Origin of the sequence: Bradyrhizobium sp. SZCCHNS30572, assembly GCF_032484415.1 — a bacterium.
Lineage (GTDB): Bacteria > Pseudomonadota > Alphaproteobacteria > Rhizobiales > Xanthobacteraceae > Bradyrhizobium.
Map to the genome: position 1 here is coordinate 419,364 of NZ_JAUESY010000003.1, position 12,087 is coordinate 431,450.

13 protein-coding genes are annotated in these 12,087 nt (G+C 64.8%); 6 read left to right on the plus strand and 7 right to left on the minus strand.

What is annotated here, in order from left to right:
• Nucleotides 1–73 precede the first annotated feature (73 nt).
• On the minus strand, nucleotides 74–313 hold the full coding sequence (locus QX048_RS10150) for a hypothetical protein (protein ID WP_315828305.1): 240 nt from the start codon (nucleotides 311–313) through the stop codon (nucleotides 74–76).
• A gap of 247 nt (nucleotides 314–560) precedes the next feature.
• Here QX048_RS10150 and QX048_RS10155 point away from each other — a divergent pair, with 247 nt between their 5' ends.
• Nucleotides 561–1,103, plus strand: a complete 543-nt coding sequence (locus QX048_RS10155; RefSeq protein ID WP_315828304.1) for a hypothetical protein — start codon at nucleotides 561–563, stop codon at nucleotides 1,101–1,103.
• 19 nt (nucleotides 1,104–1,122) lie between these two features.
• On the opposite strand, the gene QX048_RS10160 is transcribed toward QX048_RS10155, so the two are convergent.
• Nucleotides 1,123–1,752, minus strand: a complete 630-nt coding sequence (locus tag QX048_RS10160) for a hypothetical protein (RefSeq protein ID WP_315828303.1) — start codon at nucleotides 1,750–1,752, stop codon at nucleotides 1,123–1,125.
• Between the two features lie 2 nt (nucleotides 1,753–1,754).
• Nucleotides 1,755–2,042: a hypothetical protein gene (locus tag QX048_RS10165; RefSeq protein ID WP_315828302.1), complete on the minus strand. Its 288-nt coding sequence runs from the start codon at nucleotides 2,040–2,042 to the stop codon at nucleotides 1,755–1,757.
• 133 nt (nucleotides 2,043–2,175) lie between these two features.
• Here QX048_RS10165 and QX048_RS10170 point away from each other — a divergent pair, with 133 nt between their 5' ends.
• Nucleotides 2,176–2,592, plus strand: a complete 417-nt coding sequence (locus tag QX048_RS10170) for an SRPBCC family protein (RefSeq protein WP_315828301.1) — start codon at nucleotides 2,176–2,178, stop codon at nucleotides 2,590–2,592.
• Between the two features lie 852 nt (nucleotides 2,593–3,444).
• Here QX048_RS10170 and QX048_RS10175 read toward each other — a convergent pair.
• Nucleotides 3,445–4,794 (minus strand): malonyl-CoA decarboxylase, encoded by a 1,350-nt coding sequence (locus QX048_RS10175; protein ID WP_315718038.1) that lies wholly within the window; start codon nucleotides 4,792–4,794, stop codon nucleotides 3,445–3,447.
• Between the two features lie 126 nt (nucleotides 4,795–4,920).
• On the minus strand, nucleotides 4,921–5,727 hold the full coding sequence (locus QX048_RS10180; RefSeq protein WP_315828300.1) for a helix-turn-helix transcriptional regulator: 807 nt from the start codon (nucleotides 5,725–5,727) through the stop codon (nucleotides 4,921–4,923).
• Nucleotides 5,728–5,789: 62 nt separating this feature from the next.
• On the opposite strand from QX048_RS10180, the gene QX048_RS10185 reads away from it, so the two are divergent.
• The 4 genes from QX048_RS10185 to QX048_RS10200 all read left to right on the plus strand — a co-directional run bounded on the left by QX048_RS10185 (nucleotide 5,790) and on the right by QX048_RS10200 (nucleotide 9,450).
• Complete coding sequence (locus tag QX048_RS10185) at nucleotides 5,790–6,983, plus strand: MFS transporter (protein ID WP_315828299.1); 1,194 nt, start codon at nucleotides 5,790–5,792, stop codon at nucleotides 6,981–6,983.
• 161 nt (nucleotides 6,984–7,144) lie between these two features.
• Nucleotides 7,145–8,104 carry a hypothetical protein gene (locus QX048_RS10190; protein ID WP_315828298.1) on the plus strand — a complete coding sequence of 320 codons (960 nt, stop codon included), beginning with the start codon at nucleotides 7,145–7,147 and terminating at the stop codon, nucleotides 8,102–8,104.
• Between the two features lie 149 nt (nucleotides 8,105–8,253).
• Nucleotides 8,254–8,487, plus strand: a complete 234-nt coding sequence (locus tag QX048_RS10195) for a hypothetical protein (RefSeq protein ID WP_315718042.1) — start codon at nucleotides 8,254–8,256, stop codon at nucleotides 8,485–8,487.
• A gap of 165 nt (nucleotides 8,488–8,652) precedes the next feature.
• Entirely contained in the window at nucleotides 8,653–9,450 is a 798-nt protein-coding gene (locus QX048_RS10200) for a transporter substrate-binding domain-containing protein (protein ID WP_315718044.1), read from the plus strand.
• Between the two features lie 78 nt (nucleotides 9,451–9,528).
• Here QX048_RS10200 and QX048_RS10205 read toward each other — a convergent pair whose 3' ends face one another.
• Entirely contained in the window at nucleotides 9,529–10,323 is a 795-nt protein-coding gene (locus tag QX048_RS10205) for a substrate-binding domain-containing protein (protein WP_315718045.1), read from the minus strand.
• 157 nt (nucleotides 10,324–10,480) lie between these two features.
• On the minus strand, nucleotides 10,481–11,968 hold the full coding sequence (locus tag QX048_RS10210) for a flavin-containing monooxygenase (RefSeq protein WP_315828297.1): 1,488 nt from the start codon (nucleotides 11,966–11,968) through the stop codon (nucleotides 10,481–10,483).
• Nucleotides 11,969–12,087 lie beyond the last annotated feature (119 nt).

Here is a 12,087-nt window from a genome sequence, read left to right on the forward strand (position 1 = left end):
CTATGAGTGCTTGTGATCAAGTTCTGCGCCTCTTCCGGATCAACTCACCTTCAGATCGCTCGCGCGAGAGGGCTCAGCGCCGCGTCGTCTGATCCGCCAGCAGGGTGTCGAGCATGAAACGACACGCTTCATCCTCGCTGGCAAACTGCCGAACTCCCGCCTGCTCGCCGCGCTCATAGTAGTAGAATTTCCAGAGGGGGCCGTCCCGGTCCAGTCTGTACTGCTCTTCGCAGGCCCCAACCCCGTCGATGCTGAAAGCCTGTCTTGAGATTCCGTGACCAGCCAGCAGTCGTATCAGCTCTGAAGTCCTCACGTCATGCATCCTCAGGCGAAGCCTATGTCACTATGCCCCACATGGCGAGACCGTGTCACGAATTTTGCGTGAGACAGCGCATCACGTGTGTCCGTGAAATCTTAACGACAGTGCATGAATCGTTGCGCAGAGAGCAATGATGAATCGCCAGTGTGCCGCGGGAGCTTCGGACGCAGTGCTATGCTGGACAGGAGGCGAGGGCCGGTGGATGCTAGCGTTCGACTGACAGCAACGACATGAGCCCGCCATGAATCTTGATCACGAGAACGGCCACACGTTGGACGAGGTCATCCAGCATCTGGCCGAGACCATCGCCTGGTGCGCCTCGCGTCCGCGCCCGTGGTGGCCCTCGACGACATTCCGGAGCGCCGACATCGCGCCCGAATTCGGCAGCCGAACGCGGAAGGCCTGGGTTCAGTCGGTCGCCCAGCAGCGCCGTTGCCGCCTGGGTGGCGGCAACATCACCCCCCCAAACATCTGCAGCTTTCAAGGCCGGTTGCTTGCGTTTTTTCCTGACGATAGTCTCGATTGTGGCGTGGCCCACGACGAGACCGAAGGCTTTTTCACCGAAGGCAACGTGCCGCCCTGGGATACGTGGGTGGCCTACCTGCAGGAGGGGCCCACCACCAGCCATATCCTTGCGTGGGCTCCGGGCCCGCTGGCGCGGATGGTCAATGACGGCATTCGTGTCATTCCCGAACAGTGCGTCGAATGGATCGACGAGCGCCGGCCGCATCTGATCGAGGCGCTGGCGGCGCGAGGACTTCATATCGACAAGCCGAGGATGTGATGTGATCCTATCGCAAGGATCATTCACTTTGGCTGCCATCACGAAGTTCCAGTAGGGCATCGACGTATTGCTCGTAGCTGACCGAGAGGTCCGCGCTGACGGGGCGCTCGCGCTGGATGGCTACGACTTGGCGGAGTGTGTCCAGTTGGCCGAGCTTGATCAGGAGGATCGGCAAGTACATGATGAAGGCCGGCGATGCCCTCCTTTCGTCCACGGCTGCGCGCAACACGGCCTCGATGCTGGTGTGCCGCTGGATGTAGGGGTATCCGCAGGTCCGTATGCAGCAAACGATGTCGTCCGCAACGCTTACCTGCAATGGTTCGCCGCTATAGGTCCAAGAGATTCTCGTCCTGCTCTCTGAGTCCTGCTCGGCAAGCTGCTGCAGGTTGATCATGATCAACGGTGGTCCATTCTTGCCGTATCGCCATGGAGCCCCCAATCGTTTCAGCGCTTTGCTGCTGGCCTTCAAAAGTTCGTCGTTGAACAGGCCGACCACAGGGCCCAGGTTGTAACGTCCGGAGTCGATGCTAATCCATCCTCGCCACGCGTCGATCCATGGTTTGACATAGATCCCACGGGACGGCTGCCAAAAGCCATCTTCCGAGAGCAGCTCGAATATGCGTTTCGAAATCTCCGCTGAGGGGCTCATGATTATCTCTCGGTTTCTGGATGGCCTGGGAGTTCCAGTTTCTGCTTTTTCCGGAGCAAAGACTTGGCCACCGTCACGCCCGCCCAAATTCCAAGGAGGCCGCCGAGACCGACGCCAACCACGACACCCAACAGCGCGAGCATGCTCCAGTCGCTGTGAATGCCCCCAGGCGCGAAACTGAGAGCAAAGAAGCCGACTGCCAAGGCCGCGTAGCCGAGACCGACCGCTCCAAAAGCGCCGCCTGTCAGCGCTGCGGCGGCAACGAATGACACTCGTATCGCTTTTCCCATCGAAAATCCTGCGGTATCCCAAGAGGCAAGATTTGTCCTACCGTCTGTCGGGACCGGCCGGTCCCCATCGTCCTTCGAGCATCACTCCTGCACAAGTGCAGTGATCGTTCAACACGAACTAGGAGCAATGTTCATGAGGATCACCGTCGAAACCAACGTCGCAGCCCCGATCGATCAGGTCTGGCGTGCCTATACGACGCCGGCCGACATCGTGAGATGGAACGCGGCCTCCGACGATTGGCATACGACCAAGGCCACGGTCGACCTGAGAGAGGGCGGCGCGTTCTCGTCGCGGATGGAGGCCAAGGACGGCAGCATGGGCTTCGACTTTGCCGGCACCTACGCGAAGATCGTCGAGCACAAGCTGATCGAATATGCCTTCGGCGACCGGAAGGCCGAGGTCCACTTCGAGCCCGGCCCGAATGGCGTTGTCGTTCGTGTCGCCTTCGATGCCGAAACGACCCATTCCGTCGAGCAGCAGCAGGGCGGCTGGCAGGCCATTCTCGACAGCTTCGCGCGCCATGTGGAAGCGAAACGCAAGGCGTCGTGAGGGCGAGGGGGCCGAGGTCCCGGCGGGCACCGCGAGCGGTGCCCGAATCTTTCACCTTGACAAATTCCGAAAATCAGCAATGATGCGCATGTCCTGTCCTTTTCGCAGAGGGGCGTACGCGTCGTCACGAACGTCGGGATAGGGATGCGGTGGCCGCAGCGGCGACGGTGGACGACCGGCGTCGCTACGGACGGAGAAGTCGTGTGGTCCTGGCCTCTCGACGCTGAGGTCTGCGCAACGCGCCAAAGGCGCGTTGTCGCAAAATGGGGGCAAGAACGCCGATCCCCAGGGAGAGCACGAAGGACACCGTTCAAACCATCGCGCAGGGAAGGCCGGAATGCACCGGTCGTACCTGTGGTTCCTGCCCCGTGCACTTTCTCACGCACGGGGGCCATGGGTTGCGGCCAGCACCCGGTCTTCCCTGCGCCCTCTGTATTTGTCGGAGGGACATGCTTCGCAGCAACTCGGGCGCCATGCGCCGCGAGGCTATGATCGCGCGTCCCCAAGCTGTTTGAAATGTGAAACCGGTCCAACCTCATCGTCGTCCCGGCGAACGCCGGGACCCATACGCCGCGGCGGATGTGGCTTGGCGAGGTCTAACGACTGGCCTGCCTCAAACGACGACCTGTGGTTATGGATCCCGGCGTTCGCCGGGATGACGATGGTGGCTGTGGCGTAAGCACAGTCTCTCACCGGCGTCATTGCGAGCGAAGCGAAGCAATCCAGGGCGACGCGAAAGACTCTGGATTGCTTCGTCGCTTCGCTCCTCGCAACGACGGAGTTTGGAGTGGGCGGCGTGCCCAGCAATGGCGCGAGGTGGATGTGAGACAGTGCTGCAGTCTGCCGCAAGTCCTACGACGACAGCCGCATATCCAGCAGCCGCCGGCCCTCGGCGCGCAGCAGCTTCTTGACCGCGCTCGAGGCCACGACCTCGCCGTCATTGGCATAGGCTTCGTGGTTCTTCTCGATGTCCTCGAGCCGATACAGGTAGTTCACCATCACGGTCGCGGATTCGCGCTGGCCCTTGGACGAGAGGTCGCCGAGCCAGTTGATGCGCTCGAGTCTCGCGCCGTTGCCGAGGTGGAAGCGGGCGACGGGATCGATCACCTTGCCCTTCGACGTCCGCGCCTTCAGGAAGTAGTGCGCGGCGAGCGGCTCGATCACCGGGCGCAGCTCGGCGGTCATCTCGGCATCCTCGACCCAGCGCGGCTCGTTCAGCAGCTTGAGCACGTTGCGATCCTCTTCGGTCGCATCGGTCGTCGACTTCAGCCAGTGCATGAAGCCGGGCACCGGCGACAGCGTGACGAAGGTGTCCAGCTTCGGCAGCTCGCGCCGCAGCTCCTCGACCACCTGCTTGATCAGGAAGTTGCCGAACGAGATGCCGCCGAGGCCGCGCTGGGTGTTGGAGATCGAATAGAATACGGCGGTGCGGGCGCGGTCGGCCGGCACCGGCGGACGATCGACGGCGAGCAGCGGCGCGATGGCGCCGGGGATGGTCTCGGTCAGCGCGATCTCGACGAAGATCAAGGGCGCATCGGGCATCGCGGGATGGAAGAAGGCGTAGCAGCGGCGATCGACCGGATCGATGCGGCGGCGCAGATCGTCCCAGTCGTGGATCTCGTGCACTGCCTCGTAGCGGATGATCTGTTCCAGAATGTTCGCCGGCGTCGACCAGTCGATCTTACGCAGCACGAGAAACCCCCTGTTGAACCATGAGCTCAAGAGATGCACGACGTCGCGATCGAGCGCGGCGAGTTCCGGATTGCCCTTGATGAGATCCAGGAGATCGGTGCGCATCGCCACCAGCTCGGGCGTGCCGCCCGGCGCGCGGTTGAGCCGGCGGATCAGCTCCTGCCGGCGCGGCTCGGAGGCGAAATGCAGCGCGCTCGCGCCTTCGTCCGATGGCGTCGCGCGCCAGTCGTCGATCGCCTTGGCGAGCCTGGCCTTGTCCGGCCCGAAATCATGCACCAGCGCGGTGAAGAACGCCTTGCGGCCCTCGGGGTCGAGATCGTGATAGCCGTCGAGAACGTCGCGGGCCATCGCCGTGCCCGAGGCCTCGCCGGCGCCGGACACCAGCGCCTCGCACAGCTCGGCCAGGCTTTTCGCATCATGCTTGTCGACAGGGGCGCCGCCGCCGCGCAGCAGCGTCCGGCCTCGCTCGGAAATTGTGGTGATCAGGTCGGTGAAAAAGGCGTTGGCCATCTGATGTCGGTCGAATCCCGGAGCGTGATGAAGGCGATGTTACATGGATTTATGGCAAAGCTGGCGACATTCAAACATAACAAATCGTCAACGCCGCCGTCGCGGTGTGCATATGCGGCCGGCGAGTCATGCACCTGTCTGCTCCGCGAATTCGGTCGGAGTGCGGCCGGTGACCTGCCTGAAGGCATGCGAAAACGCCGGTACGCTGGCATAGCCGAGATCGGCGGCGAGCTGCTTGACGGAGAGGTGACGGTCGGTGGACAGCCGCTCGATCGCGGCGGCGATCCGGGCGCGCTGGCACCACGCCTTGAAGCTCAGCCGCGTCTCCGCCGCGAACAGCCGCGACAAAGTGCGGGCCGAGCTGCCGACCTTGCCCGCCAGGGTCGCCAGGTCCTCCTCGCTCGCGGGAGAGGCGAGGACGAGGTGGGCGGCACGTCTCGCGCGCGGATCCTGCGGCAAGGGGATGAAGGTCGAGGAATCCTCGGCGCGGCGCAATTCGAGCAGAGCGAGCCGCACCAGCAGCGCCGTGCGCTCCGGCCCGCCGTCCGCCGCGAACAGCGCCAGGATCGCCTGATGCAGCAGCGGCGACACCTGCACGACGAACTCGCGGTCGAGCCGCGCGCTCCGCGTCTCCCGCTTCAGCCAGTCCAGCTCGAAATACAGCGTCCGCATCTGGCTGTCGGCCAGCATGTCGATGGCGTGGCCATGGCGCGCCGGCACCCAGACCGCGCGGTCCGGTGGCACCAGCCAGCGTCCCCGCGGCGTCGTCACCTGCATCGTGCCGCGCGAGGCGTAGATCAACTGGGATTCACGGTGCATGTGCGGATCGAGCCGCGCACCTTTTTGATAGAGGCGCGCGATCAGATGGACGCCGGGCTCGGTCGTCACCCGGTCGGCGCCGAGCGGCTTCAATGGCGTGTCCACGATGGTCATTGGCGGCTTCTCGTTGGTCGCGTCGACTATAACCGATCCGTCAGGAATCGAGGACAGCTCCCATGAACAGCGCCCGCCGCGTCATCGGCTTCGTCAACGCGGCCCATTTCATCGACCATTATGCGATGCTGATCTTCGCAGCCGCGGTCATCATCATGGGCCCGGCGCTCGGCATGGCCTATGCGGACCTCTTGCCCTATGCGACGCCGGGCTTCATCGCCTTCGGCGCCGGGTCGCTCCTGACCGGCTGGCTCGGCGACCGCTGGAGCCGGCGGCACATGATGCTGATCTTCTATCTCGGCATCGGCCTGTCGATGATCTCGGTCGGCTTGGTGCAGACGCCGTGGCAGCTCGGCGCGGCGCTGCTTTCGATCGGACTGTTCGCCTCGATCTATCATCCGGTGGGAACCGCGATGCTGGTGTCCTATGCCGACCGGCTCGGCCGCGACATGGGGCTGAACGGCGTGTTCGGAAATCTCGGCGTCGCCTCGTCGGCGCTGGTCACCGGCGTGGTCGGGCAATATCTCGGCTGGCGCTTCGCCTTCATCGTGCCCGGGGTGATCACGGTGGCGATCGGCGTGGTGTTCGCGCTGTCGGTCGTGCATGAGGACCGCCGCGGATCGAAGCAGGCCGCGGCGCAGGCCCGTGTCGCGCGCGACCAGATGTGGCGCGTGGTGCTCGCGCTGCTGCTGGTGGTGATCGCGATCTCCACGACGTTCAACGCGATCACCGTGGCGCTGCCAAAGCTGTTCGCGGAGCGGCTGGCCGGGTTGACGCAGAGCCCGGCGCTGCTCGGCGTGATCGCGGCCGGCGTCTACGTGTTCGGCGCGATGACGCAGTACACGATCGGCCGGCTGCTCGATCGCCACGCGCTGAAGACGATCGCGCTGCCGCTCTCGCTGGTGCTGGCGCCGCTGCTCTATCTCGCCGCCGATGCGCGCGACTGGGCGCTGATCGTGGCCTCGATCGGCATCGTCATGGGCGCGTTCGGACAGGTCACGGTCAACGACGCGATGGTCGGCAAGTACACGGCGGAGGAATGGCGCTCGCGCGCCTATGCGGTGCGCTATTTCATCGGCTTCACCGCGGCAGGCGCCTCGGTCGGCCTGGTCGCCTGGCTGTATGAGCGCGGCGGCTTCGTCACCATGCTGCAGGCCTTCGCCGCGCTCTGCCTGGTTGCGGTCATCGCCGCGCTGATCCTGCCGCCGGAGCTTCCGGCGGCGCAGCCGGCGCTGCGGCCGGCGCCGGCGGAGTGAGAATGCGATCCACCCAAATTTTCCCAATTGTCAGGCATCCGCCGCCGGCGCAGCCTGGGCCGATATGCGCGTGCGCATACTGATGAGACCCGATTGGCCACCATGCGGGCGGCTGCGCTGGCGACAAGTCATTGAAGCACGACACCATTGAGGATCGACCGATGATCAATCGCTTCAGGAGAATGCTGGTGCTCGGGATGGCCGCGGCGGCCGGCCTTGCAGCAACGCAGGCGCTGGCGCAGAGCGATGCGCAGCGCAACGCGATCAAGTCGGCGTGCCGGTCCGACTACATGGCGAAATGCGCGAGTGTGCCGCCCGGCGGCACGGCGGCGTTCCAATGCCTGCAGAAGAACATCGCGAGCCTGTCCTCATCTTGTCAGACGGCGGTCAAGGCGCTCGAGCCTGCCGCGGAGGCCAAGCCCGCGGCAGAGGCCAAGCCCGCGGCAGAGGTCAAGCCCACGGCAGAGACCAGGCCCTCGGCGGAAGCCAAGCCGCCGGCGGAAACCAAGCCTGCCGCGGAAGCCAAGCCGGCTTCGGTACCGTCCGCCCCGACCAAGCCGGCCGTCGCCGAGGCGAGCAAGCCTCCCGAGCCTCCGAAGGCAGCGGCGCAGCCGGCCGCGGCCGTTGCGGCCGTGCCTACGCAGTCCCCGGCGGCCAAGCCGGCTGCAGCGGCGTCAGCGCCCGCAGCCCAACCGAGCGAGGCGCAGGTGGCCGCGATCCGGAGTGCCTGCGGCTCCGATTACCGCAAGGTCTGCAGCAGCGTGCCGCCGGGCGGCGCCGCGGCGCTGCAATGCCTGGAGCAGAACAAGGCCAAGCTGTCCGCTCCCTGCGCCCAGGCGATGGCGTCTTCGCGCGGCGGCGCCGCGCCGGCGACTGCGGCTGTCGCCGCGCCCGCGGTGGCAACCACCGCTGCACCGACGGCGCCGGCGCTGGTGCTGCGACCGCTGCGGCCGCTCGAGGAGTTGCGCATCGTGAGGGCCGCCTGCGGCGCCGACGCGCGGGCGTTGTGCAGCGGCATCGAGCCGGGTGGCGGTCGAATCGCGCAGTGCCTCGCGGCCAATGCCGGCGCGCTGACGCCTGGCTGCAAGGGCATGCTCGCGCAGTTCGCGGCCAATCGCTGATGCGGAGCGGCTGCCGTCCATGGTTACCATCCGAGATGCATACGAGCGCGATCCACCCAAATTGTCACAATTGTCGGGCGGGGAAGTCCCAGGCAAGGTCGCGACGGGGTGGATATTTGACCAATGAGATCATGATCAGGAGTTTGAAGATGAGCGCCATTGTCTCACGTGCCATTATTTCCACGCTGTGCGGATTGTTCATCCTGGCGGCGATGCCGTTCGTGTCGATGTCGGATGCCAACGCCGTGGTCTGCGCTCGGGGCGTCGTGCGGGCCGGCTGCGCCGGTGCGGCGGGCGCCGTGGTGGTTCGCAAGCCGCCGGTGGCGGCTGCGGCGTGCCGCACGGTCATCGTCAATGGCGTCGCGGTTCGGCGCTGCGTTTAAGCGACGCTTAATCGGTTTTCGGTATCGAGTTATTTGAAACCGTAATTGCGACGCGCAAGTTTTGCGCGTCGCATGCTGCTTTGCGCAAGCGAGGTAAGTTGTATTTAACGGTGCTCCCGGCAAGGTGCGGCTCGTATCCAACCTGCAATCCAATGGGAGAGGGCCATGGCGTTTTGGCGCTGGCTGCGTGACGCAGCCCTGGCAGCTGCGGTAGTCACGTTTGCCGGCAACGCCGCCGGCGCAGCCGGCTTGAAGGAAGAAATCGCGCCGACCGGCAAGCTTCGTGTCGCCATTGCCGTTGGCCCCGCCGGCGGTGCGTTCTGGTGCGTCAAGTCGGACAGCGGCTATTCAGGCGTTCCGGTCGAACTGGGCAAGGCCATGGCCGCGCAGGTCGGTGTGCCCGTCGAGTTCGTCGAGCATCCGAATTCCAATGCGATCACCGATGAAGCTGCTCGGGGCGTCTGGGATGTGGCCTTCATGCCGAAGGACGCGGAGCGCGAAACCAAGGTCTCGTTCGGTCCGGTCTACGATTCGGTCGAAACCACCTTCATCATCCGCGCCGGTCTCGACGTCGCCAACATCGCCGCGCTGGACCAGGCCGGCACCGAGGTAGCGGCCATCAACGACACGACCGTGCTGCGCGGTGCCAAGGCTTTCCTGAAGAAGGCGACCGTCACCGGCTTCAAATCCTACGAGGAAGTCTATGCGCTGCTCAGCGCCGGCGAGATCGACGCGCTCGCGCTGGCGCGCGATCAATTGAATCTCATCGCCAAGCAGATTTCCGGCACCAAGGTGCTCGCCGAGACCTTCAAGAAGACGGACACCGCGGTTGCGGTGCCGCTGAAGCATCCGCAGTCGCTGGCCTTCGTCACCAAGTTCATGACGGATTCCAAGGCGAACGGTCTGCTCAAGAAGGCCTACGGCGCCAACAATCTGAGCGAGTCGACTTTGCTCACCCAGTAAGCGCACCGACGCTGCTTGGCGGACTCTCCCACGCCACCGGCGGGGGAGAGCCATCGTCTCAGCCGGCACGCTTCATCGTCAGTTCGGCGCCCGCCTCACGATCGGATCGAGGCCGCTTTCCGCGATGACGTGACGCGCATCCGGTGATTGCAGGAACTTGATGAGCGCCTCGCCGGCCTCCGGCTCCTTGGCGGCCGTAGCGATGCCGGCGGAGAACACGGTGATCTTCTGCAGTCCGGCCGGCAGCGGCCCGACGATGTCGATGCCCTTCACCGGCTTGAGCTCGCTGATCTGCTGAAAGCCGATCTCCGCTTCGCCCTGGGCGACGATCTCGCCGACGGGAGTGGCCGGAATCATCCGCGCCTTGCCTTTCATCTCGTCCTTGATGCCAAGCTTGTCGAACATCTCGGTGGAGACGTAGACGCCGCTCGCGCTGTCCGAATAGGCGATGGTCTTGGCGGCGATCAGCATGCGTCTCACGGCTTCCGCGTTCGAAATATCGGGATGCGGCGTCCCCGACTTGACCGCGACGCCGATCGGCGAGTTGGCGAGGTCCGCGCGGCTATCCGGCGTCACCTTGCCCTTGGTGGTGAGATCGCTGAGTGCGTAGCCCACCATGATGAGGACATCGGCAGGTTCGCCGCGCTCGAGGCGAACGGGAATCGCATTCGTGGTTGTTCCCATCGACGGGCCGTAGGCAATCGTGACCTTGTGACCCGAGCGCCGCTCGAATTCCGGCACCAGGGATTTGAACGCAGCGGTCATGCCGCCGGAGATCATGACGTGGACTTCTGCGGCTTGGGCCGCGGTGGTCAGGAGGAACGCGGCCGAAGCGGCGAGACCGATGGTGCGGAGATGGGTCGAGAGGATCATGGCAGGCTCCGAGGCGAACGGCTGGAGGCCGGGGCGCCTTGGATAGCCCGACTGTGTCGGGAAGGCCAGCGCTCCACAGGGCCGGCCATCCCTCTGCAATGCGTCGCGCTTGCGGCGTCACTGTGTCTGCAGCGCGGCGAGACTGTTCGCCGCCACCTCAGCCGGCCTGATAGGCCGGCGCGGATGCGAGAAAGTCGTTATACGCGTCCGCATCGGGCGGCGTGAACATCTCGGCCAATGGATTGGGCCGTCGGCGCTGAGCGCCGATGTCGGCAAGCAGTTCATCGAAATGCTTGAAGTGATAGGGCGCGACGCAAAGTCCGCCATACACGCCCGCGGCAGGGCGCTCGATCCGCTTGAAATGCAGCATCATCTCGATGTTGTCGCGCATCTCGCGCTCGCTCGGTTGATGCGCCAGCTGTTTGTCGGCATACCGCACCAGCCAGTTGGCGGCCATGTCCGCACAGAGCACGGTGCAGAAGCTCGAATTGAAGCCGACGAATCCCATGTCGGGAAGATCGGGATTGGCGATCAGCCGATAGAGCCGGTACTGCCCGTCCGGATCGACCAGTCTGGCGCGGTCGGCATCCGACAGAAACGGGACCCCGAGCTTGTAGCCGATGGCGAGGATCGCGACGTCGGCCGGAATTCGTTCGCCGCCGCTGGTCACGATGGTGTTCGGCTCGTAATGGCCGAAGGTGCCGTAGACGGCCTTGATCCGGCCGTCTGCGACCATCGGGAAGAAGTCGGGCGTCGCGATCGGGACTGAGCAGTTCACGCCGTCCTCGATCCTGCCCTTCGGCACCATGTTGCATTTGGCGAGCTTCAACTGCATCTTGAGCAGGCTTTCCAGGCCGCGCCAATTGGCCCAGACGAGCGGCTTGGCCAGCAGATGGGCAAGGCGCGAGAGCGGGCCGATGCCCCAGCTTGGGAACATCTGCTCCTGGGCGCGGATATAGAGGATGCGCTTGAAGTTGATCAGACCGCCGATGAAGTAGGGAATGCGCCACACCGCTTCACGAAGCACGATCGTGACCGAGCGCGCGCCGGAGCGCACGGCGTTGACCGCGATGTCGGTTGCCGATTTCGAGCCGCCGAGGACCACCACGTCGCGCCCCTTCGTGAGCGCGGCATCGTTGTATTTCGAGGAATGCAGGATCAAGCCGCCGGCGGCCGCGAATTGATCTTCGCCGCCAAGCGACAACGTCTGCGGCTCGTTGAACTGACCGGTGCAGACGGCGACGAAATCGAAATCCTCCCGGCGCGTCCGGTCTCCTGTTTTGAGGTCGAGGCTCCATCCAGGCTTGCCGTCACTGCGGCGCTGCATCGCAAGCACGGTCGTGTTCAACCGCATCAGGCGGATGAGGTCGTGGGATTTCGCGTAGTCGGCAAGATAGGCATGGACCTGCGGTCCCTTCGGCCATTCGGGGTAGTGATCCGGCATCGCCTTGTCGGTGTAGCGATAGAGCTCCTTGGGGCTCTGCGTCTGCACGTCGGGATAGGACCGCGCGGGCTCCCAGACGCCGCCGAGATCGGCGCTCCGCTCGACGATGGTGACGTCGTGCCCGCGGGCGGTGAATGCTTTGGCTGCAGCCAGGCCGGAGACACCGGCGCCGATCACACAGACATTCTTTCGGCTGATCATGGGACCTCCTTGTTGTCGAGCGCGCAGCCGCGTTCGGGCGGCATTCGCCCGCCGCGCTGCAGAAGCCCGCGAGAGTTTGATGGTGACGAAGGTCGCCCGGCGCGACCGAGGCGTGCGAT

Excerpts from the sequence above, each read along its gene's own strand:
- QX048_RS10155 (WP_315828304.1), top strand. The coding sequence starts at position 561 with ATGAATCTTGATCACGAGAACGGCCACACGTTGGACGAGGTCATCCAG.
- QX048_RS10160 (WP_315828303.1), bottom strand. The coding sequence starts at position 1,752 with ATGAGCCCCTCAGCGGAGATTTCGAAACGCATATTCGAGCTGCTCTCG.
- QX048_RS10165 (WP_315828302.1), bottom strand. The coding sequence starts at position 2,042 with ATGGGAAAAGCGATACGAGTGTCATTCGTTGCCGCCGCAGCGCTGACA.
- QX048_RS10170 (WP_315828301.1), top strand. The coding sequence starts at position 2,176 with ATGAGGATCACCGTCGAAACCAACGTCGCAGCCCCGATCGATCAGGTC.
- QX048_RS10175 (WP_315718038.1), bottom strand. The coding sequence starts at position 4,794 with ATGGCCAACGCCTTTTTCACCGACCTGATCACCACAATTTCCGAGCGA.
- QX048_RS10180 (WP_315828300.1), bottom strand. The coding sequence starts at position 5,727 with ATGACCATCGTGGACACGCCATTGAAGCCGCTCGGCGCCGACCGGGTG.
- QX048_RS10185 (WP_315828299.1), top strand. The coding sequence starts at position 5,790 with ATGAACAGCGCCCGCCGCGTCATCGGCTTCGTCAACGCGGCCCATTTC.
- QX048_RS10190 (WP_315828298.1), top strand. The coding sequence starts at position 7,145 with ATGATCAATCGCTTCAGGAGAATGCTGGTGCTCGGGATGGCCGCGGCG.
- QX048_RS10195 (WP_315718042.1), top strand. The coding sequence starts at position 8,254 with ATGAGCGCCATTGTCTCACGTGCCATTATTTCCACGCTGTGCGGATTG.
- QX048_RS10200 (WP_315718044.1), top strand. The coding sequence starts at position 8,653 with ATGGCGTTTTGGCGCTGGCTGCGTGACGCAGCCCTGGCAGCTGCGGTA.
- QX048_RS10205 (WP_315718045.1), bottom strand. The coding sequence starts at position 10,323 with ATGATCCTCTCGACCCATCTCCGCACCATCGGTCTCGCCGCTTCGGCC.
- QX048_RS10210 (WP_315828297.1), bottom strand. The coding sequence starts at position 11,968 with ATGATCAGCCGAAAGAATGTCTGTGTGATCGGCGCCGGTGTCTCCGGC.